The sequence below is a fragment of the Eubacterium ramulus ATCC 29099 genome (assembly GCF_000469345.1).
Classification (GTDB): Bacteria; Bacillota; Clostridia; order Lachnospirales; family Lachnospiraceae; genus Eubacterium_I; species Eubacterium_I ramulus.
On sequence record NZ_KI271104.1, the window covers coordinates 1 to 26,350 of the forward strand.

Genomic DNA, 26,350 nt, shown 5'->3' on the forward strand with positions numbered 1-26,350 from the left:
TCAGATGTTTAAGTGCTTGTCAACAACTTTTTCAACTTTACTTAAAAGTTATTTGTTTTTATCGTGTCACTCACGCGACAGCTTGTATATATTATCACAAGCCCATGCGCTTGTCAACAACTTTTTTCAATTTTATTTTTCACCCTCATTTTAAGGCAAAAAAATAACGGAGAAAGAGGGATTTGAACCCTCGCGCCGCGCGAACGACCTACACCCTTAGCAGGGGCGCCTCTTCAGCCTCTTGAGTATTTCTCCATATTTTTTTATAAAATTGATGCGCCGTAACGCTTTATCTACTATACAAAACTTTGTTCCGTTTGTCAATAGCTTTTTACAACTTTTTCATCACTTGTAAAATCAGTTATTTTTAAAGGCTCTGCATTTATAGAAATTCATAGAAAGAAACTATTTCCAAATGTCAATATTTCAAGTCGAACGCACGTGAGACTTGGTGCGTGATTCTACTGAAAGGTCGCAAATCGGCTGCGTTCATGAGCAAGTAGCAAAAGCGGATTGCGAATGTCTGCTTTCCCTATGCCTGAGACAAGCGCTCTTTTAAAAAAGTATTTCTCTTTGTAACTGTCACATTTCTGACCGCATAAGACAATGCCTTTCTGGTTCCTACGATAACCAGAACCTTTTTTGCACGGGTAATTCCTGTATAGATCAGATTGCGCTGCAACATTACATAGTGATTCATCAGAACAGGCATGACCACGATCGGATATTCGGAGCCCTGCGCTTTATGTATCGTTGTCGCATAGGCATGCACCAATTCATCCAGCTCCGATGCTTCATATTCTATGATATGCTGGTCAAAGTTTACTTTCAGCGTCCGTTCCTGCAGATCTACAGACTCTACTGTTCCAATATCTCCGTTAAAAATTTCTTTCTCATAATTATTTCGGATCTGCATGACTTTATCCCCAGTGCGAAACAGATATCCTCCCCGACGCAAACCGTCGCCCTGTGGATTCAAAGCTTCCTGAAGTGCAAGATTCAAATTCGCTGCTCCCACAATTCCTTTCTGCATCGGTGTCAGCACCTGAATATGATTCCAGGGCGTTTTGTAATAACGCGGAAGGTTGTTTTTTACCAGCCGGACAATTTCCTGCACCGCTTCCTCCGGATCTTCTTTTTCTATATAGAAGAAATCCGTATTTTTGCCATTGGAAATATCCGGAAATTTTCCTTCATTGATGGCATGCGCATTCATGATGATCCTGCTGCTCTGTGCCTGTCTAAAAATCCGGGTCAGGCGAACCACCGGAAACACGCCGGAATCAATAATGTCACGCAATACATTTCCCGCTCCCACAGATGGGAGCTGATCGATATCTCCCACCAGTATCAGGCGCATCCCCTCCGGAATTGCTTTGAGCAACGCATTCATCAGTATCATGTCAATCATAGAACATTCATCAATGATCAGTACATCTCCATCCAGGGGATTGTCCTCATTTTTCTGATATCCTTCCGGCGGTTTGCACTCCAACAAACGGTGGATTGTCTTTGCCTCTAATCCGGTTGCTTCTGTCATACGCTTGGCGGCACGACCTGTAGGTGCTGCCAGCAGGATTTTTAATCCAAACGAACGGTAAGCAGCGATAATTCCCTGCGTTGTCGTGGTTTTTCCGGTTCCAGGTCCTCCCGTCAATACCATGACTTTGGAAACGGCTGCTTTTCGAATGGCATCTGCCTGAATCTCATCATATTCCATGTGTACTTTTTCCTGAATTTTACCGACATCAATGGACAGGCTTTCGTTTCCAGTCTTCTGCCGTGCATCCATCAGTGCATGCCAGAGCCGGTCTGCTGCCGGCGCCTGTGCCAGACGTTTTAATTTGCCTGCCACACCTGCTTCCGCATAATAAAATGCCGGCAGATATATAGCTTTCATTTCTGCCTGATCTGTTTTATAGTCTACCGTTTCACAGATCAGATCTTTGTCCGCGATCATCTGATCCAAAGTCATTACGATACTGGATTCTTCCGCTTCCAGTAATTCTGCTGCCTTCGCGATCAACTGCTCCTGATATGCAAACACATGTCCCTCATCTGCCAGATTACTGAGTGTATACATAATACCACTGCGCAACCGGACATAAGCCTCCTTCGCAAAACCAAGCTTCTGTGCAATTCCATCTGCTGTCTTAAATCCAATCCCCCAGATATCATCTGCCATCTGGAACGGATTTTCTTTCATTTTATCCAGACTTTCATTTCCGTACTGACGGTAAATTTTGGCTGCAAAAGAGGTACTGACGCCATGATCCTGCAAAAAAAGCATAACATTCTTGATCTCTTTCTGCCGTTCCCAGCTGTCCCGGATCATCTGGATTCGTTTTTTACCGATGCCGTCCACTTCCTGCAGCCGGGAAATATCCGTCTCAATCACTTCCAGCGTTTCTATGCCAAACTGTGCTACGATCTTTTTCGCATATTTCGGACCAACGCCCTTGATCAGACCGGAACCAAGATATTTTTCAATACCAAATACCGTCGCCGGAAGCGTTTCTTCCCAGCTCTCTGCAGCAAACTGTCTGCCGTAACGACTGTCCACTTTCCAATTTCCATAAATCAGCAATACAGAACCAACATTCACATCCAGCAGACTTCCGATGACTGTCACAAGTTCTTTGTAACTTTTTACGGCACATTTGAGGACCGTGTAGCCATTTTCCGGATTTTGATAAGTAATGCGTTCCACCACACCCCGGATTTTTACTGTAAAATGCTGAGGTCGCTGCTGAACCTCTACGTCTTCCGATGCCTTTTTTCTGACTTCCTCCACACGCTTCTGATGTGCCTCACGCATCTCAGCCACCATGCACTCATACACTTTTTGGTTCATGTAACAGTCATTCAGTGCTCGATGCGCACCTTCCGATGAAATACCATAATGCTCCGCCAGATCCACCAAACGATGATGCTCCATCTTCGGCAAATGTTTTCGCGCCACCTGCAGCGTATCCACATAATTGTTCTGCGGAATTTCGCCAAAATACTGCTCGGCGTCACGCCAGATGAACTTCATGTCAAACCGTGCAATATTATGTCCCACCAGAACAAGACCTTCCGCAAAATCCAGAAACTCTGCCAGAACATGCGAAAACGCCGGTGCCTCCGCAACCATCGCATTTGTGATTCCATTCACTTTCGTCGCTCCAAATGGAATCTTGCGGCCCGGGTTCACCAGCGTATTAAATTCATCCACTACTTCGCCACCTTTAACCTTCAGCGCCGAAATCTCAATCACTTCATCATAGTTCGGAGAGATTCCAGTCGTCTCAAGGTCAAAGATGACATAGTTTGGTGTGTATTTGTTGATCAGAGTTCCTTTCTGTGTGGACATGAGTATCACTACTTTCTATTCATTCTTTTTCGTATCTTATCATATCCCATTTTAAAGTACAATCATCAATAGTTTATCTCAGTCTGGAGTAACAAAATTTACTCATATCTCAGTGCATCAATTACTTCCATCTTTGCTGCTTTTTTCGCCGGATAAGATCCGAAGAACACACCGATCAGCATTGAGAAGCATACGGAAAGGATAATTGCTAATACAGACGGATGTACATTCATGATAATATAACCTGCATAATCGCTGTAGTAGCTGTTGATGACAAGCATCGCCACTTTTCCGAGGATAAATCCAAACAGGATTCCAATCAAAATTCCAATGATTCCACCAACGAGGCAAAGTACCACAGATTCGATCAGAAATTGCTGCTTGATGGCCTTATTTTTAGCACCCAGCGCTTTTCGGATACCGATTTCCTTTGTTCTTTCAGTGATAGACACCAGCATGATATTCATGACACCAACGCCACCAACGATCAGGGAAATTGCTGCAATAAAAGAAATTGCCACAGTTACTACATTAATGACTGTATTAATAATGCCCATATCCGAAGACATATTGTATGTTGTGACCTGCCATTTTTCATTTTTCGCATATTTGTCTGCAAAAAAGCTCTGAATATCTGTTTCTGCCTGTTTTTGATCCGCACCTGTTTTTAAAAGGACACTTATATACGTATATCCATTGGTCGTTTCACTATGATTTAATTTATTTGCAGTTGTGGCGGGAATATACATGGTAGTACTGCGGTCTTTTTCCGGAATCGTCGTATCTTGTTTACCAAAAATAGCAGCATTATATTCATACACACCTACCACTGTAAATTCATAAGAATAACCATCACTTCCACTGTAAATAATCTGCTGTCCGATAGGATCTTCACTGCCGAAATAATAGGATGCCATCGTATCGGATACAACGCATACACGTTTCTCCTTTTTCATATCCTGCTTTGTCAGATTACGTCCACGAAGAATCTTAATTTTCATGTGCTCCAGTTCTTCTTTTGTCGTTCCTGTTGCGTCCACATTCGCATATTTATCACTGTTTTTGTAAATCTGACCGCTGCCAAGATAAGCTGAAATACCAAAACCTGCGATTTCGTCCGGGTATGTTTCCTGTAATTCATCCAGCATATCCTGCGTAATATAATCATCTGCTGTCATCTTCGGATATTCCCAGTTTGACCAGTCCGCATCATCCTCCGGATAAATAGCATCCACACTGGCGCTGATACTGTTTCCACCAAGGGAGTTTAATGTAGCATTCAACGTTGATTTGATAGATGTTCCAATGGTCGTGATCGTGATAACCGCAGAAATACCGATGATGATTCCAAGCATAGTCAGCAGGGAACGCATTTTATTGGAAAGAAGGTTCTGAAAGGCTTCTTTGATATTCTCTATCAGCATAGCGTTCCCCCCTCTCCGATTTCTGGCTTATTGCATCCATCATTCATCTTGTGATAACCTGACAAATCACAGCCTTTTTCTGTTTTTCTGCTATCAGATACGATCATACCATCATTTAATGTGACAATTCGCTCGGTCTCTGCAGCCAATTCCTTTGAATGAGTGATCAGTACGACTGTTTTTCCCTGTTCTTCATGAAGCTTGTGAAAAATATCCATGATCATATGACCGGTCTGGGAATCCAGTGCACCGGTCGGCTCATCTGCAAGGATAATGGAAGGATCATTAATCATCGCCCGGGCAATCGCAATTCTCTGCTTCTGTCCGCCGGACAACTCATTTGGACGGTGTGTGGCACGATCTGCCATTCCCACCAGTTCCAACATCTGCATACCGATTTCTTTTGCATTTTTCGGACGGTGCTCACTGTACATCAAAGGCAAAGTTACATTTTTTAAGGCATTTGCTCTCGGAATCAGATTAAAGTTCTGAAACACAAAGCCAATTTTTTCATTCCGCATGACACTTCGGACGGTGTCATCCATGCTGTTGACATCCTCGCCTTCCAGGAAATAATTACCGGAAGTCTGGCGATCCAGAATACCCATAATATTCATCAGCGTACTTTTTCCGGAACCGGATTCTCCTACAATAGAAACAAATTCGCCCCGTTTGACATCAAGATTGATTCCGTGTAAAATCTCCAATTCATTTGGCTGACCAATGTAATATGTCTTCACGATCTGTTCCATGCGGATCATAATTTCATTTGACATGTATAAAAACCTCCATGATTAATCCGCAGTTACTTCAGAACTTACACTTGTAGAACCGCCATCTTCCGTTTCACTTACATCACTTCCTCTTTCTCCCTGGAAAGTATCTCCTTCGGATATAGCGTAATCCATGATAATGTAATCTCCTGCTTTCAGATCGCCACCGGTCACTTCTGTATAATAATTAATCTCATCACCAACTGTAATATTTTTCTTTACAGCTGTATAAGTACCATCTTTATTTTCTTCTGCACAGAGGACATAACTTTTGCCATCCTCATCCTGCTGCACCAGATCATACGGTACAGACAGCACATTTTCACGATCTGTCAGGACAATTTTTGCCTTTGCACTCATGCCACTGATCAGATCACACGGATCTAATTTGATCTGTACCGAAAATCCACCTGTATTGGCGGCTCCGGAAGTCTCCTTCCCGGTTTGTTCCGTTGTCGGCTGGGAAGCATTATATACTTTTACTACTTTGATGATTTCGCCATTGATTTCCTGATCATCCAACGCATCAGAAGTAATGATTGCTTTCATACCTTCCTGCAGTTTCAGAATATCTTTTTCTGTTACACTTGCATTCACGATCATATCAGTATTATTTTCTACGGTTACTAACGTAGCATTTGCGGTATTTACATCACCGACAGAAACATTAACTGCAGTAACAATACCTGCACTTTTACTTGTGATCGTACAATCATCCAGTTGTTTTCTCAACTGATCCAGCTGTGTCTGTGTATCACTGTCATCCGTCTGGTTATATTTTGCAGATTCAATGCTGTTCTGGGCAGAATAAATCGCATCATCGGTGGAGGATTTCACGCTCGTATAATTGTTTTTTGCTTCTTTGCGGGCACTGTCTGCAGATGTAAGATCACTTTTTGCACTGGAAAGCTGATCCTGAAGGTCGGAAAGTTTTTCCTGAAGTGCTGCTTTTATATCTTCATCAGATGCCGCATTTACCTGATCTGATACAGATTTAATCTGGTTATTTAATGAATTTATAGTGTTTTGTGCTGCTGTATATGCAGCTTCTGCACTGTTGATACTGTCATTTGCCTGTGCCAATTGATTTTTCTGATCTTCTTTGGCACGCTCAAGGGTACGCTGATTCTGATTCGTTTCATTCTGTTTTAATGCAGCTGCATTTGACAGGGATTTCTCTAGCACATCAATCTGTTTCTGAATAGAATCTTTATCCAGAGTCGCGATCACATCGCCTTCTTTTACAACATCTCCAACCTGAACATTTACAGTTTTGATCTCAGTCGCAGCTGTAGAAGAATAATTGATCTTCGTCTCTCCACTTACCGTTCCTGTCAGAGATATAAAATCGGACAGGTCTCTTTTATCTACTTTTTCCAACTGTACAATCTTGGTCGCCTCTGCTACACTGTTTAACTTTCGTTTGGCTACGCCAACCAGCACAATGATTGCTGCTACAATGATAACCAGCACAATCACCAGTTTTTTGTGTTTGAATTTCTTTTTCACCTTCAATCCTCCTGTGTTTTATTTTTAGTGACAGATCGGATACTGTATGAATAACTTTTATTCTGATCTGAAGTATAGCTATTTTATAAAACAAAACAGTAAAAAAAATGTATGAATTTCTTAATTTTTTATGAGGTTAACATCATTTTCCGTAAAGCGGACATTCGCAATCCGCTTTCGCTACTTGCTCATGAACGCAGTCGCTTTGCTTATTCTGCGTTCAAATAACGTTTTATCAAAAAAGAACAGAAATACGGAAATGTACAAATTTTATCCTCAATTCCTATATTACTATCCGCCAATTTTATTCCCCAATAAATATCCCCATATGAATCACTAGATATTAACTGACGTAAAGATTTGGAACGATTGTTATTTGCTTTTACTTCTACTGGCACCAATGCATCTTTTGTCCTGACAAAAAAATCTTCTTCTAACGTTCCGTTATCTTTTCTATAATAATATAATCCTAATCCCTGCTTTACAAACGCCTCTGCCACAAAATTCTCATATAAAGCTCCTTTATAAACACCAAGATTTTTATTTGCACGTAAATCTTCCTGCGCTTCTTCATCTAATGACGCAATCAAAAGACCTGTATCCGGATAATACAGCTTGAATTTTGAATCATCGTAATTTCCTTTCAATGGAAGTTCCGGATATGAAAGACAATAGCATGTTGTTATTACTCCAGCATCCACAAGCCATGTAATACATCCCATATATTCCCGGCTTCTTGCTTTTTTATCTATTTTACTCAACTGGAACTTTTTATTTTCCTTTGCGAGCTGTACCGGAACATTTCGATAAACACTTACAATTTTTGTCTGATCCAGTCCCTCCGCATATTTTCGGATATCTTCTTCATAATCTAATTGTATCTGCTTCTGTAGTTCTAAAGTACCTGAAAACGTATTTGTCTCTATATACAAATTTACAACTGCCGGCATTCCTCCCAGCACACAGTACTCCAAAAACAATTTTTTATATACAGACATTTCTGTTTCTGAAAATGGAATACCTGTCTTCATGTGCTTCAACATATCTTTAATATGTGCTTCCGAATATCCTTTTGCCCATAAAAATTCTTCAAAATCCATAGAATACATTTCATAATCTGTTTTGTATCCCACACTGTTACTATGGATTCTTTTGTAATTTATCCCTAATAAAGAACCACTGCATATAACATCAAATCTCCCATCTATTTTAAAAGATTTCAACGCAGTTGCAACATCTGGATATTCCTGTAATTCATCAAAAATAATCAAAGTATCCCCTTCAATAAATTTCTTTGATGGATCTATTAGAGAAATATTTTTGATAATATCCTCAACACTGTATCCGTCGCTCAGTATTGTCTTATATTTAGGCTCCAATGCAAAATTAATATTTACAACATTCTTATAATTATCCATTGCAAATTGATTAATAGACTCTGTTTTTCCAATCTGTCTTGCCCCTTTTATAATTAAAGGCAGTCTGTCCATGTTTTTTTTCCATTCCAGCAAATAATCATCTATTTTTCTCTTTAAATACATTTCCATACCTCCTTATTTTCTTTTTCACGTTTTTTTATATTATTTTTTATATTATATCACGTTTTTCAGTATAAAATGTTTTATTTTTTCACTTTTTTCATTATCTATCAAAAAATCACACATACTTTGATATTTTCTACCACTATTAGGTACTTATCAAAGCTATGTGTGATTCCTTTATTTCATCATCTTCTAAATAAAAATTATAACGATTAATCTTCTACCGCAAATTCTTTGATTGCAGTTTCATACAGATTGTTTCCTTCAGAGTCTACGACTACGATAACCGGAAAATCTTCTACTTCAATCTTACGGATTGCCTCTGCACCGAGGTCCTCATAGCAGACAATCTCAGATTTTTTGATGCATTTTGAAAGCAATGCGCCTGCTCCGCCGATAGCTGCAAAGTAAACTGCTTTGTTTCGGATGACTGCATCAATAACTTCTTTGGTACGTTTTCCTTTTCCGATCATGGCTTTTTCACCAAGATCCAGCAGACGCGGAGCGTATTTGTCCATACGGCTTGCGGTCGTCGGACCGGCAGAACCGATCGGTCGTCCTTCTCTGGCCGGAGACGGTCCCATATAATAAATCGTGCAGTCTTTGATATTAATTGGAAGTTCTTTTCCTTCATCCAGTACTTCCATCATGCGTTTGTGAGCAGCATCTCTGGCCACGTAAAGTGTACCTGTGATATAAACATAATCGCCTGCTTTTAAGTCAGCGGTAATTTCTTCTGTAATTGGTGTATGTATATGTTTATCCATGATAATTTCCTCCTGTCCTACAGTTCTCTTACCGCATGTCTGTTGACATGACAGCAGATATTGATTGCCACAGGAAGTCCTGCGATATGTGTCGGATAGGTATTTATATTGACTGCCAGCGCTGTGGTTGTACCGCCAAGTCCACCCGGTCCGATGCCAAGATGATTGATCTTCGTCAGCATTTCTTCTTCCATTTCTTTGACATATGGAATATCGGAATGTTCATTCACCGGTCTGGTCAGAGCCTGTTTTGCAAGCAGCGCACATTTTTCAAAAGTTCCACCGATACCAACGCCCACAACCATTGGCGGACAGGCATTCGGTCCTGCATCTTTGACTGCTGTCAGAATTGCATTTTTCACACCTTCGATACCATCTGCCGGTTTCAGCATAAAAATACGGCTCATATTTTCACTGCCAAATCCTTTTGGTGCAACGGTGATTTTCACTTTATCACCCGGAACAATTTTTGTATGCAGAATTGCCGGTGTATTATCTTTTGTATTTTCACGGATCAGCGGATCTTTTACCACGGATTTTCTCAGATATCCATCCACATAACCACGACGTACTCCTTCATTGACCGCTTCCTCAAAATCGCCGCCCACAAAATGTACATCCTGTCCGATTTCCATAAAAATAACTGCCATTCCCGTATCCTGACAGATTGGAATCATCTCTTTGTCCGCAATTTCCAGATTTTCCTGAAGCTGGTTCAGAATTTTTTTGCCAAGCTCTGATTTTTCTGTCTCGACAGCCTGCTTCATACATACATCCATATCCGGCGACAGATAGTGATTTGCCTGTATACACATCTCGCTGATGTTGTCAGTTAATTCTTTTACATTAATTTCTCTGATCATTTCTTACTCCTCATAAATCAAAAGAAAACCATTGACACTTCTTATGCTTTCTTTGTGCTATTTATTATCATAGCTCAAACAAAAAGAAATGTGAATGGTTTTCTCTTTATATTATTTAGAAAGTAGACTTATAATTACACTTTCCTCTCCAGCGGCATACTCATACAGCGTGGGCCACCACGACCTCTGGATAGCTCCGAACTTGCCATTTCCAGTACCTCGATACCATGCTGACGCAAAATATCATTTGTCACATAATTTCGGTCATATACGACAACTTTTCCAGGCTCAATGCAAAGAGTATTAGAACCATCGTTCCACTGTTCACGCTCGGAAGCAATTCTGTCTTTGCCACCACATTTGATCAGTGTCACTTTATCCAGTTCCAGATATTTTGCAAGGATATCAGAAAGCATCGCATCGGACTCTGTCACTTTTAACTGCCCCTTCTGATCTCCCGGTTTAATTTCAAAAATACGAAGTGTCTGCATGATGCCCGGATGAATCGTGAATTTGTCATGATCTACCTGCGTACATACCGTATCCAGATGCATGAAAGCACGGACAGACGGAATATCCAGTGCTATAATCGTTTCAATTTCTGATGTCTCATCTGCAAATATATTCTGTGCCAGAATTTCAATCGCTTCCGGCGTTGTACGCTGGGAAATTCCGATAGCAATGACTTTATTGCTCAGATTCAAAATATCTCCGCCTTCAATGGCAAAATCCATCGTTCTGTCATAGTAAAACGGTACTTTTCCGGCAAAATCCGGATGATATTTTAAAATATATTTTCCGTAAAGTGTCTCTCTTCTTCTGGTCCGGGAATACATGTGGTTCAGACTGACACCGTTTCCGATACATGCAAATGGATCTCTCGTAAAATACAGATTCGGAATCGGATCCAGCAAAAACTGACTCTCTTTTTTCACCAGACTTACCAGCGGACAACTCATTTTTACATTTAACTCAGAAGCCCGGATTCCTGACATCGTCTTTAACACAAGTTCCTTTTCGTCTGCAATATTCATCAGATATTCGTATAACTGCTCCCTCACTTTTGTTGCAGAAGCACCACCCTCTGCAATAAACTCCTGAACAAACTGCTCCTTTTTCTCAGGATTTTTCAGCACCTCTGCCGTCAGATCCTCCAGGTATACGACTTCCACCCCCTGTCCCTGCATAATCTCCGCAAACATATCATGCTCGATTTTTGCAGTTTTCAAATAAGGAATATCATCAAATAAAAGCCGTTCCAGATCTTCCGGAACCAGATGCTCCAGTTCCTGCCCCGGTCTGTGAAGCATTACTTTTTTCAATTTTCCAATTTCGCTTTTTACATGGATTGCCATTTTACGGCGTCCTCCTTATCCCCTTCATTTATAACATCCATTTCATTTTAGCCTAAAATATAATTTTTTTCACTCTTTTTTATAAAATATTTCACGTGTATACAGACTGACAGCACCAAGGTACACAGTTCTGAGGAAGGAATCGCAACCCACGCTCCGTTCAGTCCCCATATTCGCGGCAACACGAGTAAAAATATAACGGTAAAAAGCAATGTTCTGCAAAAAGAAATCAGTGCAGATACTTTTCCGTTGGACAGCGCAGTAAAAAATCCAGAAGACGCAATGTTAACTCCACTGAACAGGAAATTTATTGCAAAAATCTGAAATCCTACAGAGGCCAGTTCCCATGTTCCCGGATCTTTTGTAAATATCGAAACGATTGGTTTTGCCAGAAGTGCAGCGACCACAGTGATCACAACAGATGATACCACTACAAAAATAAAAGTTGTCTTATATATCCGTTTCAGCTGAGCTTTATTTTGTGCACCATACTGAAAACCGACAATCGGAGCAATTCCAACAGCGAATCCGAGATGAAAAGAATTAAATAAAAATTCTCCATACAAAATGATCGTGATGGCAGCCACACCATTTGCACCGGCCAGCCGCATCATAACTGAATTAAATAAAAATGTAATAATAGCTGCTGCCAGCTGAGATACCATTTCGGAAGACCCATTATAACATGCATGCAAAAAATCTCTGACATTTACCTGAAATCTTGTAAAGCAAAGCCCCTTTTTATTTGCGAAAAAGAAAATCAGGCCCGCAATCGCCGGTACCGACTGCCCGATTCCGGTTGCAAGAGCGGCACCACGGATTCCCAGATGGCAATGCACGATCAATACATAATCCAGCACAGCATTTAAAACTCCTGCTAAAATAATCAAAATCAATCCAAGTGTCGGGCGTTCCGCCGTTACCAGATAACTTTGAAACAACGACTGCAGCATGCAGGCAGGGGTAAAAATCACAAGAATCATCAGATAATTTCTGCAATACATCAGCAATTCATCCGTAGCACCAAGCATATAACAAATCCGATTCAAAAAGCTCAGCGTAACCAGCATAATTATCCCACTGACAATTAATGTAATAACGACAAACATGGTAAGTCTTTCTTTGGCTTTTTCCTTTTTTCCTTCACCAAGATATTTACTGATGATCGCATTTCCTCCAGTCGCCATCATCGTTGCAATTGCGATCATAATATTTATAACCGGATATACGATATTGGTGGCGGACAATGCATTACTTCCCACAAACCGGGATACAAACATTCCATCAATGATCGTATACATTGACATAAATATCATCATAATGATGGAAGGCGCCGCAAATCGCAATAATTTTAAAGGAGTAAACTCCTGATTCAAAGACATACTCATAAAAACACCTGCTTTCTCAAACTTACATACTTTTTTATAATACTTCTATCCGTTATCTGCACATTTTCCCCATATGATACAACGTGACAAATGTGCTTTTTCACCTTTTATATCTTGACTTCTGACAGCATATACTATAGGGTAACCCTATAGTCAAGCAGATTTTTACAACATGTCTGCAGGAGATTTTTTACATCATTATCAAATTATAATCTACTCAAATCACATAATGCATAGGAATCACAGGATGCCTATAGATTGCAATTACAAGACAGGAGAAGTTAAAGTATATGGAACGCAAAGATTATCTGACCACCGGCGAACTGACCCAGCTCATGGGTATTACAAAGCATACACTTTTTCATTATGATGACATAGGTCTGTTTCAACCGAAATATATTAACGAAAAGGGTTATCGGTTTTATTCCATCGATCAGATTGATATTTTAAACACAATTCTGGTTTTGCGTGATCTCGACATGCCATTAAAGGAAATTCAAACATACGTTTCACAGCGAACCCCAGAACTTTTTCAGCAGATATTTCTGGAACATGAAGCACAGATTGCAAAGCAGATTAAGAAACTACAATCCATGAAAAAATGGATGCAGCAACAGAGAAACAAGATTCAGATTGCGGAACAGACCGATTTTTCAAAAATTGAAATCACGACTTATCCGGACTGTTACTATCTTTACAGAGAGGCAGAGCCAAATTCTAATCAGTCTTTTTCCAAAAATCTCAATAAGCTGATTTCATTGTTACAAAAGACCAATCCTTATCTGGATTATGATATTGCTTATTTTCAGTACGGAAAAAATGTGGAACATGGTATTTACGATGCCTATGATAATGTTGCTCTGCTCATGGGACAGAAGCCTGCAATAAAAAACTGCCAGATACTTCCCGCTGGAAAATATCTGACAGCCTATCATGTCGGTCATTGGAATACAATCGGTGAGACTTATGAACGAATGCTGAATTATAAAAAACAGCATCAGCTTAAGACCAGTGATCTTTACATTGAATACGACGTGGTAAATAATTTTATCACAAAAAATGAAAATGAATTTGTGGCGAAAGTTGAAGTAGAAATTATTGAGTAATATATATGCAAATTCTAAAAAGGTAAATTGACCGCACTAACTTAAAGTTGCTTTTAATCCCAACTCAGTTTCTGCCAGTTCCAGTAAAAGAGGGTGCTCATCTCCCGGTTGATTTGGATAATGCAGAAGGTATTTTAACGCACCTTCTTTTGTGTGGAAAAACATCCCATGCCCACCATCTGGACCAAAAACAATCTGCTCCAAATGTCTCCATGGGCCTTCTATTTTTCCGGAATCAGAAACTGCCTGACCAACGGTATAACCTTTTTCGCCCCAACTGGACCAGAGAATCAGCAATTTTCCATTCTGTTGACGATACACTGCCGGACCATCTGTAAAATATACATCACCATCCATTCCAAATTCTGCTTTTGCAAAAGGTATTGGAACAGCCCAATCCGCATCTTTTGCAGAAAATAATGTGATAATTTTACCTTTTATACAACTGAGATTTTCTTCCAGCTCAACCATACACATATCACCAGCCGGAACATCCTCAAAAGAATGGGAAAATATCAAATAGATTTTTTCCTTTTCCTGATAAAGCATCCCATCAATACAATTCCAATCGTCCGGTGTCAGAGGTGTTTCTGTCATAATCTGAAATGTTCCATCCGGTGTATCTGACTGTAAAATCTGAATGCCTTTATGTTTTTCACTACCAAATGTGGCAACCAGATAATACTTTCCATTAATTTCATAACATTCCGGAGCCCAGAAACAACGATCTGCCCAAAAACCTTCCGGTCTGTGAAAAATTTCAAACGGTCCTTCCCAGTTCTCCAAATCTTTACTTTTAAAACAGTCAAATCCTTCTGCCACTCCCCAACAGGTCTCTGCTCTGGTTCCGTACATATAATACCAATCTCCACTACGTAATATATATGGATCTCTTATATTAATATCTGTTAACTTCATTTTATTCCTCTTAATACTACTTATTTTCTGTATGCTGTTTTTCATATACAGCTCTTACTTTCTGTCTGATTTCATCCGTGATCGGATATTTCACTAATGCTAAAATAATTACAATTCCACAAATAACCGGAACCACAAATCTTGCAACCGTGATTCCTGTAATAACCGCCTGTGGCTCCTGTCCGATGGCATTTGCAATATATCCTGTTGCTGCAAGTGTAAAACTTACAATTGCGCTGGAAATAGCAATACCTGCTTTATTGGAAAATCCTTTCAAAGCTGCCATCGTTCCATTTACAACTCTTCCAGAATCAATTAATACCAGATCTGTCATTTCTGTCATCATCATTGCACTGAACGGCATGGATGCCGTTGCAAACATAGATGCAACGCCAGAGCAGATAAATAATACTGCCATGTTTCCATGGAAAATTACGATTAAAATATCACATATAATTACCGCAACCTGAGAAATTGCAAATGCTTTTTGTGTCTTGTGGAATAATCTCATAAACAGTGGAACAATGATAACAATTCCAAGAAGTCCAACCAGTGAAACATCCAACATGTACACGGAGATCAGATCCGGTCTGCATAAACAGTACATGATGTAATACACAGAAGATGACATCATTATATTATATGCGGTATAAGCTGCCAGCCAGACAGCAATCACACTTAACAGACCTTTTACATGAAATAAATTTTTAATTTCTTCCAGCAGTGGCTTCTGTTCATTATGTTGTACACAAGTCTCTTTTGTTGTTGCAAAGCACATCCAGCATGTAATTGTCATGATAACACCAGCCAGACCTACAACGATCATGTATCCCTTTGCTGTATTATCTCCGCCAAACAAAGAAACCAGCGCCAGACCAAAAGAAGTTGCAATGGTTGTGCAAATTCCCATAACCATTGTATAGGCGTTGATCATTTTGCTTCTCTCTGATGGTTCATCTGTAACAGCATTGATCAGTGCACCACTTGGAATTTCAATAGCAGTTCTGAGCATTCCGTACAAAATATAAAAGACAGCTGTCCATATAATTTTTCCATGTGTTCCAATATTTGGGCTTGCAAACAATAACACAACAACAACCGTCAAAATCGCTGGAATAAACAGAAAATACGGTCTGTACTTTCCCCAACGGCTCTTTGTTCTGTCGGCAATTGTTCCCATCATCGGATCATTAATTGCATCCCATATAGAAGCAACTACAGTAATCACACCAACAGCTCCTGCCGGTACTCCAAACGTATCTGTCAGGAAGATCATCAGATACGCCCCAACTAAAGAACCCATAATCTGATATCCACTTCCGGTTGCCAATGCATAAGACAAAATCGTTGACAACTTTAATTTTTCTCTTTTCATAACAAACCTCCTGCTTGTTTTCTTTTGATGATGAGATTATAATCTATAATGTCACAAATTTTATGACATTTATTTCAAAAGAAATGACAAAAAAAACTCATTCACATATTCATTCTTATACGATTGGAATGACTCATTTAGAAAAATTCCGAAAGTAGCTGTTGCAAAAGGAGACAGTTATTATGATATCAGAGAACAATTTGCTTCCACTTAATAACACTGAGCATTTTTTAAAAAATTTTTTGAAAAAATTTCCGGTTTATCAGACCAAAATCATTAATCCCTTAGCAAATGAGCAGAATTATATATATCTGCTGCATTTGCTGGAAGCGGAATGGCACAAGCAGCTCCCGGATCAGACTTTTTTTCTCACCGGTTCATCCGGACATCTTTCTGAAGATTTTTTTATCCCGGAAAATCAAAATGTCTGTATTTTGAAAAATCTGAGATATATGCCACTGCTGATGCATTCCCATCAGTTTATTGAGATCAATTATGTTCTGAAAAGTAATCACAGCCTGCTGATTGATGCGGAGAAATCCACCCCACTTCAGGATGGGGATATTATTTTATGTCCTCCAAACCTTCAGCACACATTTCAGACACAAAATAAAAACAGCATCATTGTTGATTTCATTCTACGTGTCACAACATTTGATACTGTTTTCTTTCATTTACTGAATAACAATAATTATTTATCCACACTGTTTTCCAATGTGATTTACGGAGATTCTAACGGCTATATTATCTGGCACTGTCAGAATGACTCTGCATTAAAAGAATTGGTCTTAAAGGTCTATGAAGAATGGGAAAATAATCTAAAATACTGCGATAAAATGATTGAACTGCTTGTCATGGAATTTATTCTGATTCTTATGCGTTCCCATGAAGATGAAGCTGTTTTTTCCACTTCATATATCAATAATTCTGATGAAAATTTCCGTTCCCTGCTGAATTATATGCAAATGCATTACCAGACAGTTACGCTGTCAAAACTTGCTCTTGCTTTCAATTACAGTGAACGTCAGATTATCCGTATTTTCAAAAAAAATACCGGGAAAGGCTTTTCTGAACTTCTGACGGAAATCCGCATGAATAAAGCCATTCAATTGCTGAAAAACAAAGATATTCCAATTAATGGCATCGCATCCATGCTCGGATATTCCAGCACCTACTATTTTAACAAAGTATTTCTGGAAACATTTACATTCTCACCGGAATCTTTCCGGAAACGAATTTTTCAGACATAACTCTGCTCTATTTTGATCACACAGCGATAGCACGGATTCCATTCAGTCACCCGCTTCTGCAAGTAGGATGTAATCTCGCTGTCGCTGGCTTTGAATCCAGCTGGTTTTACACAATCAAAAATTACATTACTGGACAAATTTCCCGGAACCAGACGTACTTCATGGATCGAAAGTCTCTCATCAAACTCTTTGGCCGCCTGACTGACAAAAGCTCGGATTTTTGCCACTTCCTCACTTTCCTCCACAATAGGGTCGTAGTGGATGGTCAGGATCATATGCTCCTGTTTCTGAAAATCACGCTCAATCTCATCCATAATTTCATGCGCCTCAATGACAGGTGTTTCCGCCGGAAATTCCACATGTACCGTGGCAAACAAATTTCCCGGACCATAATCGTGGATCATCAGATCATGTACACCGATCACACCCGGATAAGACTGGATTTTCTCTGTAATATGATTGACAAATTCTGCTGCCGGCACTTTTCCAAGCAAAGGACTTAAGGTTTCTTTGATCAGTCCAATACCGCTGTACAGAATAAATACTGCCACACCGATACCGGCGATACCATCAATAATATTCCATCCTGTCACTTTACATAAAATGGTTGCAATTACAACTGCTGACGTGGAAATCACATCATTTCTGCTGTCCGCCGCTGTTGCGATCAATGTATCGGATTCAATTTTCATACCGATTTTCTTGTTAAAAATACTCATCCATAATTTCACAGCAATGGAAATCAGCATTACAACAATCATCAGTGCATTGCAATCCACCTCAGATGGATGAATGACTTTTAAAATACTTTCTTTTGCCAGAGACAGGCCAATGGCAACGATGATAACGCAGACTACCAGACCTGCCAGGTACTCATACCGCGCATGACCAAAAGGATGCTCCTCATCTGCTTTTTTTGAACCTAATTTAAATCCAATCAGACTGACAATGTTGCTTGATGCATCACTTAAATTGTTTATCGCATCTGCTGCGATCGCGATAGAACCAAATATCGTTCCAATCAGATATTTTCCAACAAACAACAATACGTTGCACAAAATGCCAACGATTCCAGCCAGATTACCATAAGCCAACCGGACTTTTACATCCTTCGTATCTTTACTATTTTTTACAAATAGCTTTATCAATAGCTCTGTCATATTTCACACTCTCTTTCTTTACAAACTACTCACTTCCAGTTGAAATGATTCTGATCAGCGTAAGCTGACATATTTCTCAGTTATACCTGCCCTACCTTTTTTTTACATTTCTTACAAAAGATACGCAGTTCTAACTCCCTGTATACTAAGAAAAGCACCTCAGAATTTGCTCTGAGATGCCTTATATATTTTTTACGGAGACCGAATCCCTGTCATCCTATTTAAAAAGGTCATCCGCTTGGATGACCTTGTATAATGCGCCTTCAGGGGTCCACGAGATCCGGGGGATCTCGGGTTTGGACCGACCGGAGCGAAGCGAAGACCGAACCCGTAGGGGTTCACGAAATCCGGGGGATTTCGGATTTGAACCGACCGAAGTGGAACGGAGACCGAATCCCTGTCATCCTATTTAAAAAGGTCATCCGTTTGGATGACCTCATATAATGCGCCTTCAGGGATTCGAACCCTGGACAAATAGATTAAGAGTCTACTGCTCTACCAACTGAGCTAAAGGCGCATACGTCTTTAACGCAAGTGCTATTATAACGGATATAAAAATAAAATGCAAGCTTTTTCTGATAAAAAATATTCATTTTATGTGTTTTTTATGATACGATACCATCATTAACGCTAACCAAAGGAGCCGTTCTTCTTATGAAAAACCAAAAACGCACACTCATCTCCTGCGCCATGCTGGAAGACGAAGTAAACCACATTTTAGAAAAAACACACCTTACGCTTCCAGTCATATGGATTGACCGTGGCCTTCACAACAGACCGGAAAATCTGAACCAGCTGCTGCAGGAACATATTAACCAGCTGCAAAACCAGGATGAGATTCTGCTTACCTTTGGTCTGTGCGGCAACGGTACTGCAGGGCTTGTCAGTCCGAACACAATGCTGCGTCTGCCAAAATTTGACGATTGTATCAATATGCTTGCCTGTCGTCAGCCAAGGACAGAAAGAAAACAAACACAGAAAGATGCCCTCTATCTGACCCGGGGCTGGACTCTGGATCACGAAGGAATTTTACAACAATATAAAATGCTCTCTGAGACATATGATGAAGAGACCCGTAATTTTATCCTGCAGACTCTCTACAACGGCTATCATACTCTTACAGTCCTTGATACAGGATGCTATGACCTGCCCCCCGTGGAACAGTATGCTGATACGGCTGCCACATTTCTGGGCTTTGACCGGAAAACCGTTCCCGGAAATATCACAACACTGGAACATCTGATTACAGGGACACAAGATTCCAATATTCTGACGCTTGCACCCGGTGAAAAAATACATCAGATGCTTTTTGAATGCTAATCTAATAAAAATGCGATGTATCTTTTTCAGCATAAAAACAGCCTTTTTTTTTAATACATTTACTTTGCTGGTAGAACTGAAAAGATTTTATCGTTTTTTTATACAAAACAATAGGCATTTTCCTTGCATTTTAGGGCAAAACGTTTACAATAGAACTGACGAGTATATCAAATTATTAATGGAGGTAAACAAAACCAATGTTCAACAAATTAATACAGAAATTAAAAGAGAATCCTCGTACAATCGTTTTTACCGAGGGAACTGACGCACGTATTCTGGAAGCTTCTTCCCGTCTGCTTGCAGGTACATTCTTAAAACCAATCTTAGTTGGTAATGTAGAAGCAGTCAGAGCTGCTGCTGAAGAAGCAGGCTACAATATCAACGGTGCAGAAATCATCGATCCGAAAAACTATGACCGCATGGATGAGATGGTTGCACAGATGGTTGAACTTCGTAAAGGTAAAATGACAGAGGATCAGTGCCGCGAAGCATTATCTCACGGTAACTACTTCGGTACAATGCTCGTAAAAATGGGCGTTGCTGACTGCTTACTTGGTGGTGCTACTTATTCTACAGCTGATACCGTTCGTCCGGCTCTTCAGCTGATCAAAACAAAACCGGGTAACAAGATCGTATCATCCTGCTTCATCCTCGTTCGTCCGGCTGCTACAGGCGACAACGAAGTACTGGCAATGGGTGACTGCGCGATCAATATCAAACCGACAGAAGATGATCTGGTAGAGATTGCTCTTGAGACAGCTGATTGTGCTAAGATTTTTGGTATTGATCCGAAAGTTGCATTCTTAAGCTACTCAACACTCGGATCCGGTAAAGGTGAGGATGTTGACAAAATGCGTAACGCTTGTGCAAAAGCAAAAGCTGCTAATCCGGATCTGGCTATCGATGGTGAGCTTCAGTTCGATGCTGCTGTATCTCCGCGTGTTGCACAGACAAAATGCCCGGATTCAAAAGTAGCAGGACATGCTAATACATTTATCTTCCCGGACATCAACGCCGGTAACATCGGTTACAAAATTGCTCAGCGTCTTGGTGGATTCGATGCTTACGGCCCGATCCTTCTTGGTCTGAATGCACCGATCAACGATCTGTCCAGAGGATGCAACGCACTGGAAGTATACTCCATGGCTATCATCACTGCAGCATTAAGCTAATTTTAAAAAATGTTTTTAAACGATAAGTTATGATAAAGAAAAGAAGAAATTTACCTCCGCAGCTAATAAGTGCTTGCAGAGGAAAATTTCTTCTTTTCTTTTATGATTGTTAACTGAAAAAGTAAGATTGATGGCTGATGCATTCACAAGCCAAAATTTTCAGCCACCAAGAAAGATGCTAAAAACGCTTTCTGTCCCGCTGCGCCATCTCGTACATCATCTTCTCCCGCTGAGCTTCAAAATATACGTGTAAAACGTCCCAGGAGGCGTTTGTAGCCGTCATAACCATTTTATAGTCTATTTTTACGTTGCGATTACGAAAATCCATCAGAAGCCGATCCAGCTGCTTCTCTGTGAAGTCACACATCACGATCATGCTGCCTTCCGGATAAGCTCCTCCAAAATAGCCTTCCTCATCATCCTCCCGTTCAAGTTCTTTTAACGTCATATGAAACTTCGTCTTCGGAACGGACACCGCCTGAATCTTCATCGGAGTCAGAATCTGGCGGATCTCCCGCTCATTTTCACATTGAAACAATAATACTTTTGCCATCTTAACAGTCTGCCTTTCCGGAAATGATCCATGGAGCCGGCTGCTGTTCAAAGGAATTTTTGCTGTTCAATCTGGATACGGATACCTGGATAACTTCGGTATCTTTGATGCCATATTTTTCAAACATGGCGGAAATAGATGCAGCCACACAAAAATCAAGGGTATAGATCACAATATTGATCTTTGGATTTAATTTTGTCAGATATGCGATTTCCTGCTCCATGCTGGCTGATGCCACCATAAATACCAGTGACGGAACCGGACAGTCCTTCATGGTCTCCTCGTCCACATGATCGATAACCTGAATGTTGTGCAAACCGAAATGATCGATATTCTCTTCCATAGTCGCACGGTCGTCCTTATTATACTCCACGGCAATGACAGTGCCCTCTGTGGCGATCAGTGCCGCCTCAATGGCAATACTCTCGCCGCTGATGATACAGATATCGTCCTGATGACCTACATGCATCTTATTTAAAATAACGGAACGGATCTCACTTCCTACATAATGAATGGAACCACGTTTGAAATTATGGTTGTCCATACCAATCTTGTAAGTATTGCATGCATGCTCGTTGACAATCAACATACCTGCGGAAGCATTGATGCCACGATTGATCATATTGCTTACTTTATCATGTTTGATCTCGCCTGCCGGCTCAGATCCTTCGTTGTACCAGACTTCACAATCGCCAAGTCCCGCATTCCACATCCGGTAAAAAATATCTGCAATACCAGCTTCTGTAAATACGAGCACGGCTCTATGTGATTCTACCGTTGGAATCAGGTTCTTATTTTTTCGGGTGATATCGAGCATCTTTACTTTTTCCAGATCAATGGCTGTATTTTTTGCAAAATACTGTAACCAGGATAAAATGCTCTCGTTGGTAAAAATCTGCTGTTCCATAATGAAATACCTCCCATACTTTCGTGCAGGAATGCCGCCTGCATTCTGATATTTCCAGTTTATCATTATCAAAAACACACGTCAATAAATCCTTATCATACATTTAGGAAACACAAATCCTATTGTTACACTTCACACGCATTATGGAAATGCAGATCCAATTGTTGCAATTTACACCCAAATCTATTTAGATAACAAAGAGCATTCACATAAATTTATATGATTATAATTTGTTAAGAGATACTTTCCATTTTCTTCATATTTACGCCACAAAATGAACACAATTTCCAAGTAATATAACAGTATCAAATAAATCAAGTGAAACAGATGTAAGACTTGATACTTATAAAAAGCTTCTGAGGGTAGTCAGTTAACCAACACTGGCACATTCAGAGGCGACAAAAAACTATTTCCTTTATATAGATAAATTTTTCATAACTCACTCTCCCCATAAGACCGGACCCAGAAAGGATCCGGTTTTTACATTCAGTAAATAATTCTTAAAATGAATAATTATACATTTAATGTATAAAAAACAGCAGCGAATCCAATGTACAGAATTCGCTGCTGTTTTTCTCATCTTTTTATAATAAGTATTTCTTATGATACCGCCGGTGTTCCGACAAACTTCCCTCCAAATATACAACTTCCGGATATTACAGTTGTTCGTATTTCTTTACACTGCTTTTCAGCTGATCGATAATCTGATGTACTTCCTGATCTTCATTTTTGAATTTTCCGCTGAACATAAATACTTTTCGTGGACTGTTTTTTTTACATAACCAGTAATCTCTTCCTGCCAGAACAGATTTTTCTGTTGTAACTTCTACAAAATACTCCTTTGGACAATGATATCTTGCTACGATTTCAATCCCTTTTTCCATATTTTCACCTTCTGTTGATAATTATGTATTTTTTTCGTTATAAATTGTTGCTGTACTTATCAACAACAACCTGTTCCAGTATATCAGAAAAAAAATTTAAGTTAAGTATTGAAGTTTTTTTTCTTGTTGTTCTAAGAAGAAAAGAAAAAATCGGCATTGTGGATCAAAATAAATGGAGGTTATCGACAGGGAACAACGCCGTTGTTGATAATATTCTATTCTTTTTATTTATTTGTAAACAACAATCTTCTATTCTTTTATATTACAGGCATGAAAAAGGTCGAAAAGTGTTGATTTTACTGGGGTTATGAAAATAAAGTACGGACATTTATAGGACAATTAACGGTGAGGGGTAGGAAAAGTTGCGATAATACATGGGTAAAGAAACGGACAAATGTGGGATGGCCGGAAAATCAAAGAAAAAGCCGGCTCTGGGCGAAGAAAAAGGCATATTTAGGCAAAGAAAAAGGCATATTTGGGTCCTATATCTGTCCGTTAAAAAGAAAAAAGAGCTAAATTTTCATGCATTTTAACGAAATTACGGACATTTATGGGACTATTTCATGAAACTTACGGCAGAATTGAGGAAAAATGAATTGTTTTACAATTTAGAATCCGAAAGAAACGGACAAATGTGGGAGGCTATTGTATAAAGAAACGGCTATTTATAGGAGTCTTTTTTATTAACTAACGGACAAATGTGGGATGAATTTGCGGATATTTGGTTAACTAACGGACAAATTTAGGATAGTTTTCTGAAAGAAACGGCATAAATGAGGCAAACAGACGTTTTAACGGACATTTTTGGGATGCAGTGAAAAAAGGAAATCCCCAGATATTGTGCCGTAAGTTCCAGAAAATACTTTTTTAACGGACAAATTTAGGATATGAGTGGATGAATTAACGGACATTTGTAGGATGACCCCTTTTTTAACGGACATTTATAGGCCCATTTTTGAGAACAATACGACAAATATGGTATCGAACAGATGTTTTAACGGACATTTATAGGAACCGATTGTTTTTAACGGACAAATGTGGGATAGAAAAAATAAAGAAACGGACATTTATGGGGAGCAAATCTGCTATTTAGTGGACAAATATAGGAGGACATACAAGTTATAGCGGACATTTATAGGATAAGTATCCCAAATAACGGACAAATATAGGATGATTTATATTGTTATAGCGGACATTTATGGGTGTTGATAACTTTTCAGAAAAAGTCTGACAGTTTTTTCATTGACAAATTGAGGATTTAAAGGCATAATTAAGGATATAATTTTTCATGTTTATAAAGGGACGAGAAACACCAATGACAAAGAACGAAATTGCAAAATCGGAAAAGACGATGTTTCCTGATATATTGAAGAAAAGTAATTTCCTTATTTCTTCTGTATACCGGGCATCGCTTTTGGAAAATAAAGTGCTTGCACTGGCCTTGACAAAAGTACGGCTCAGTGATCAGGGACGTCCGGTAGCAACACTCCGGACAAAAGAAATTAAAGAAGTATTGCATGTAACAGGGAATGCAATGGGTACATATTTGAAGGATGTGGCTACTTCTCTGGCGGGACGTACTATGTTTATTGAATCTGCGGACGGCAGTTTCAAGTGTATGAGTCTGGTAGGTGTGGTAAGTTATGAATCCGGTTCCGGTACTATGGAGATTAAGTTTGAACCGGAGATCAAAGATTATATCTATGATCTGAAAGCTAATTTTACAATGTTGAATATTCCGATGATGTTATCATTTCGTTCCGGGTGGTCATACCGTCTGTACGAGCTGCTTTCTTCGCGCGCCTATCATTCAAAATATGATAAGGAAACCGGTAATGTTTTCCATATAAAATATGGAGTTTCTGAAATCAAACTTCATCTCGGTACAGTTCAGATCAAGGATGACAAAGGAAAGATCAATCGTGATATTCAGCGTGAGTTGGAGAAAAAAGAGATTGATTATGATTATATTGTAAATGAACTGGTGCATGAAAAGTTGAAATCCTTTGATAAATGGTGCGATTTCAAGCGTCGTGTACTGGATGTTGCGGTAAATGAGATCAATGAAAAGTCTGATATTTCCGTAAAATATGATCTGATGCGAAGCGGCCGTGGCGGTAAAATCTATGGTATTGACTTTGAAGTAACTAAAAAAGATATGAATGTAGAGCCGACGGTCGAGGAAGAAGTTCCGACACCGGATGATGTGGAACTGGATGATCTGATTGATAAAGTCATGGATATCATTGATGAAAAAATCAAGATTTCCCAGGCGAAAGCGCTGCTGAAAGTTGCCAATTATGATATAAACAAGATTGAATATGCATATGAACTGGCCTGCAAGCAGGAAAATATCCGTAATCTGATCGGATGGATGACTTCTGCGATTCAAAACGGGTATGAAGATAACCCAATCCATAAGGTAAAAGGTCAGGCACCGGAGGAAACGGTGGAATTTGATGAATATATGGAGCAGATGAGACTGGAACATTTTGCGAACATGGAAAAAGAAAGCGAATAGTCGATAAAGAGATAAGTATATGAGATTTAGAAACCGGCAGGTTGTCAACTGGACAATTTGCCGGTTTTTTGCCGACCGAAACAAAGTGTAGATGTGCAGTGATTCTGAGATGAATATGTCAGCTTACGCTGACCAGAGCCATGCACCAAGTCTCACGTCGTTTGACTTAAAAAGCAGCCAGTAAATGTCTGCAAGTAGTCCCATAAATG

Annotated in this window: 20 protein-coding genes and 2 tRNA genes; 5 read left to right on the plus strand and 17 right to left on the minus strand. The window is 39.6% G+C overall.

Translation table 11 applies throughout. The annotated features are described in order from the left end of the window. Positions 1 to 167 precede the first annotated feature (167 nt). The 10 genes from HMPREF0373_RS04580 to HMPREF0373_RS04630 form a co-directional block, all read right to left on the minus strand. Positions 168 to 255, minus strand: a tRNA-Ser gene (locus tag HMPREF0373_RS04580). 277 nt (positions 256 to 532) lie between these two features. Next, positions 533 to 3,355 (minus strand): SF1B family DNA helicase RecD2, encoded by a 2,823-nt coding sequence (recD2, locus tag HMPREF0373_RS04585; protein WP_021738450.1) that lies wholly within the window; start codon positions 3,353 to 3,355, stop codon positions 533 to 535. A gap of 98 nt (positions 3,356 to 3,453) precedes the next feature. Further along, on the minus strand, positions 3,454 to 4,779 hold the full coding sequence (locus HMPREF0373_RS04595; RefSeq protein ID WP_021738451.1) for an ABC transporter permease: 1,326 nt from the start codon (positions 4,777 to 4,779) through the stop codon (positions 3,454 to 3,456). Beyond that, positions 4,773 to 5,555: an ABC transporter ATP-binding protein gene (locus HMPREF0373_RS04600; protein WP_021738452.1), complete on the minus strand. Its 783-nt coding sequence runs from the start codon at positions 5,553 to 5,555 to the stop codon at positions 4,773 to 4,775. The genes HMPREF0373_RS04595 and HMPREF0373_RS04600 overlap by 7 nt, the downstream gene beginning before the upstream one ends. A gap of 18 nt (positions 5,556 to 5,573) precedes the next feature. Next, entirely contained in the window at positions 5,574 to 7,061 is a 1,488-nt protein-coding gene (locus HMPREF0373_RS04605; protein WP_021738453.1) for an efflux RND transporter periplasmic adaptor subunit, read from the minus strand. A gap of 209 nt (positions 7,062 to 7,270) precedes the next feature. Continuing rightward, positions 7,271 to 8,602, minus strand: coding sequence for an ATP-binding protein (locus tag HMPREF0373_RS04610; protein WP_044962950.1), 1,332 nt, complete (start codon positions 8,600 to 8,602; stop codon positions 7,271 to 7,273). A 212-nt stretch (positions 8,603 to 8,814) separates the two neighbouring features. After that, on the minus strand, positions 8,815 to 9,369 hold the full coding sequence (locus HMPREF0373_RS04615; RefSeq protein WP_021738455.1) for a Fe-S-containing hydro-lyase: 555 nt from the start codon (positions 9,367 to 9,369) through the stop codon (positions 8,815 to 8,817). A gap of 17 nt (positions 9,370 to 9,386) precedes the next feature. Continuing rightward, entirely contained in the window at positions 9,387 to 10,232 is an 846-nt protein-coding gene (locus HMPREF0373_RS04620) for a fumarate hydratase (protein WP_021738456.1), read from the minus strand. Positions 10,233 to 10,366: 134 nt separating this feature from the next. Continuing rightward, entirely contained in the window at positions 10,367 to 11,587 is a 1,221-nt protein-coding gene (gene arcA / locus HMPREF0373_RS04625) for an arginine deiminase (RefSeq protein WP_021738457.1), read from the minus strand. 47 nt (positions 11,588 to 11,634) lie between these two features. Continuing rightward, positions 11,635 to 12,975 (minus strand): MATE family efflux transporter, encoded by a 1,341-nt coding sequence (locus tag HMPREF0373_RS04630; RefSeq protein ID WP_021738458.1) that lies wholly within the window; start codon positions 12,973 to 12,975, stop codon positions 11,635 to 11,637. Positions 12,976 to 13,265: 290 nt separating this feature from the next. Here HMPREF0373_RS04630 and HMPREF0373_RS04635 point away from each other — a divergent pair, with 290 nt between their 5' ends. After that, positions 13,266 to 14,081 (plus strand): MerR family transcriptional regulator, encoded by an 816-nt coding sequence (locus HMPREF0373_RS04635; RefSeq protein WP_021738459.1) that lies wholly within the window; start codon positions 13,266 to 13,268, stop codon positions 14,079 to 14,081. A 36-nt stretch (positions 14,082 to 14,117) separates the two neighbouring features. On the opposite strand, the gene HMPREF0373_RS04640 is transcribed toward HMPREF0373_RS04635, so the two are convergent. Continuing rightward, positions 14,118 to 14,999 (minus strand): glycoside hydrolase family 43 protein, encoded by an 882-nt coding sequence (locus HMPREF0373_RS04640; RefSeq protein WP_044962952.1) that lies wholly within the window; start codon positions 14,997 to 14,999, stop codon positions 14,118 to 14,120. Positions 15,000 to 15,015: 16 nt separating this feature from the next. Further along, positions 15,016 to 16,374, minus strand: a complete 1,359-nt coding sequence (locus tag HMPREF0373_RS04645; RefSeq protein ID WP_021738461.1) for an MFS transporter — start codon at positions 16,372 to 16,374, stop codon at positions 15,016 to 15,018. 182 nt (positions 16,375 to 16,556) lie between these two features. On the opposite strand from HMPREF0373_RS04645, the gene HMPREF0373_RS04650 reads away from it, so the two are divergent. Further along, positions 16,557 to 17,624 (plus strand): AraC family transcriptional regulator, encoded by a 1,068-nt coding sequence (locus HMPREF0373_RS04650; RefSeq protein ID WP_021738463.1) that lies wholly within the window; start codon positions 16,557 to 16,559, stop codon positions 17,622 to 17,624. Here HMPREF0373_RS04650 and HMPREF0373_RS04655 read toward each other — a convergent pair. Together HMPREF0373_RS04655 and HMPREF0373_RS04660 are read right to left on the minus strand one after the other, a co-directional pair. Continuing rightward, the gene (locus HMPREF0373_RS04655; RefSeq protein WP_021738464.1) at positions 17,615 to 18,784 is read right to left on the minus strand and encodes a cation diffusion facilitator family transporter; all 1,170 of its coding nucleotides are present in this window, start codon (positions 18,782 to 18,784) and stop codon (positions 17,615 to 17,617) included. The two genes, HMPREF0373_RS04650 and HMPREF0373_RS04655, sit on opposite strands and share 10 nt — an antisense overlap. A gap of 444 nt (positions 18,785 to 19,228) precedes the next feature. Then, positions 19,229 to 19,301 (minus strand) — tRNA-Lys (locus HMPREF0373_RS04660). Positions 19,302 to 19,438: 137 nt separating this feature from the next. On the opposite strand from HMPREF0373_RS04660, the gene HMPREF0373_RS04665 reads away from it, so the two are divergent. Together HMPREF0373_RS04665 and pta are read left to right on the plus strand one after the other, a co-directional pair. Beyond that, positions 19,439 to 20,104: a DUF1638 domain-containing protein gene (locus tag HMPREF0373_RS04665; protein ID WP_021738465.1), complete on the plus strand. Its 666-nt coding sequence runs from the start codon at positions 19,439 to 19,441 to the stop codon at positions 20,102 to 20,104. A gap of 197 nt (positions 20,105 to 20,301) precedes the next feature. Continuing rightward, positions 20,302 to 21,276: a phosphate acetyltransferase gene (pta, locus tag HMPREF0373_RS04670; RefSeq protein WP_021738466.1), complete on the plus strand. Its 975-nt coding sequence runs from the start codon at positions 20,302 to 20,304 to the stop codon at positions 21,274 to 21,276. A gap of 178 nt (positions 21,277 to 21,454) precedes the next feature. Here the strand turns inward: pta and HMPREF0373_RS04675 are convergent, their stop codons facing one another. The 3 genes from HMPREF0373_RS04675 to HMPREF0373_RS04685 form a co-directional block, all read right to left on the minus strand. Beyond that, entirely contained in the window at positions 21,455 to 21,829 is a 375-nt protein-coding gene (locus HMPREF0373_RS04675; protein ID WP_021738467.1) for a DUF3783 domain-containing protein, read from the minus strand. 1 nt (position 21,830) lies between these two features. Continuing rightward, on the minus strand, positions 21,831 to 22,736 hold the full coding sequence (locus tag HMPREF0373_RS04680; protein WP_022036622.1) for a precorrin-6B methylase 2: 906 nt from the start codon (positions 22,734 to 22,736) through the stop codon (positions 21,831 to 21,833). A 656-nt stretch (positions 22,737 to 23,392) separates the two neighbouring features. Further along, complete coding sequence (locus HMPREF0373_RS04685) at positions 23,393 to 23,620, minus strand: hypothetical protein (RefSeq protein WP_021738469.1); 228 nt, start codon at positions 23,618 to 23,620, stop codon at positions 23,393 to 23,395. A 1,315-nt stretch (positions 23,621 to 24,935) separates the two neighbouring features. Between HMPREF0373_RS04685 and HMPREF0373_RS04690 the strand changes: the two genes are divergently transcribed. After that, positions 24,936 to 26,141 (plus strand): replication initiation protein, encoded by a 1,206-nt coding sequence (locus HMPREF0373_RS04690; protein ID WP_044962954.1) that lies wholly within the window; start codon positions 24,936 to 24,938, stop codon positions 26,139 to 26,141. Positions 26,142 to 26,350: the final 209 nt, after the last annotated feature.

What these genes read in the sequence shown, in the direction of transcription:
- HMPREF0373_RS04610 (WP_044962950.1), bottom strand. Translation starts at nt 8,602, where the DNA reads ATGTATTTAAAGAGAAAAATAGATGATTATTTGCTGGAATGGAAAAAA.
- HMPREF0373_RS04595 (WP_021738451.1), bottom strand. Translation starts at nt 4,779, where the DNA reads ATGCTGATAGAGAATATCAAAGAAGCCTTTCAGAACCTTCTTTCCAAT.
- HMPREF0373_RS04650 (WP_021738463.1), top strand. Translation starts at nt 16,557, where the DNA reads ATGATATCAGAGAACAATTTGCTTCCACTTAATAACACTGAGCATTTT.
- recD2 (WP_021738450.1), bottom strand. Translation starts at nt 3,355, where the DNA reads ATGTCCACACAGAAAGGAACTCTGATCAACAAATACACACCAAACTAT.
- HMPREF0373_RS04685 (WP_021738469.1), bottom strand. Translation starts at nt 23,620, where the DNA reads ATGGAAAAAGGGATTGAAATCGTAGCAAGATATCATTGTCCAAAGGAG.
- HMPREF0373_RS04635 (WP_021738459.1), top strand. Translation starts at nt 13,266, where the DNA reads ATGGAACGCAAAGATTATCTGACCACCGGCGAACTGACCCAGCTCATG.
- HMPREF0373_RS04680 (WP_022036622.1), bottom strand. Translation starts at nt 22,736, where the DNA reads ATGGAACAGCAGATTTTTACCAACGAGAGCATTTTATCCTGGTTACAG.
- HMPREF0373_RS04620 (WP_021738456.1), bottom strand. Translation starts at nt 10,232, where the DNA reads ATGATCAGAGAAATTAATGTAAAAGAATTAACTGACAACATCAGCGAG.
- HMPREF0373_RS04665 (WP_021738465.1), top strand. Translation starts at nt 19,439, where the DNA reads ATGAAAAACCAAAAACGCACACTCATCTCCTGCGCCATGCTGGAAGAC.
- HMPREF0373_RS04600 (WP_021738452.1), bottom strand. Translation starts at nt 5,555, where the DNA reads ATGTCAAATGAAATTATGATCCGCATGGAACAGATCGTGAAGACATAT.
- pta (WP_021738466.1), top strand. Translation starts at nt 20,302, where the DNA reads ATGTTCAACAAATTAATACAGAAATTAAAAGAGAATCCTCGTACAATC.
- HMPREF0373_RS04690 (WP_044962954.1), top strand. Translation starts at nt 24,936, where the DNA reads ATGACAAAGAACGAAATTGCAAAATCGGAAAAGACGATGTTTCCTGAT.
- HMPREF0373_RS04630 (WP_021738458.1), bottom strand. Translation starts at nt 12,975, where the DNA reads ATGAGTATGTCTTTGAATCAGGAGTTTACTCCTTTAAAATTATTGCGA.
- HMPREF0373_RS04655 (WP_021738464.1), bottom strand. Translation starts at nt 18,784, where the DNA reads ATGACAGAGCTATTGATAAAGCTATTTGTAAAAAATAGTAAAGATACG.
- arcA (WP_021738457.1), bottom strand. Translation starts at nt 11,587, where the DNA reads ATGGCAATCCATGTAAAAAGCGAAATTGGAAAATTGAAAAAAGTAATG.
- HMPREF0373_RS04640 (WP_044962952.1), bottom strand. Translation starts at nt 14,999, where the DNA reads ATGAAGTTAACAGATATTAATATAAGAGATCCATATATATTACGTAGT.
- HMPREF0373_RS04645 (WP_021738461.1), bottom strand. Translation starts at nt 16,374, where the DNA reads ATGAAAAGAGAAAAATTAAAGTTGTCAACGATTTTGTCTTATGCATTG.
- HMPREF0373_RS04615 (WP_021738455.1), bottom strand. Translation starts at nt 9,369, where the DNA reads ATGGATAAACATATACATACACCAATTACAGAAGAAATTACCGCTGAC.
- HMPREF0373_RS04675 (WP_021738467.1), bottom strand. Translation starts at nt 21,829, where the DNA reads ATGGCAAAAGTATTATTGTTTCAATGTGAAAATGAGCGGGAGATCCGC.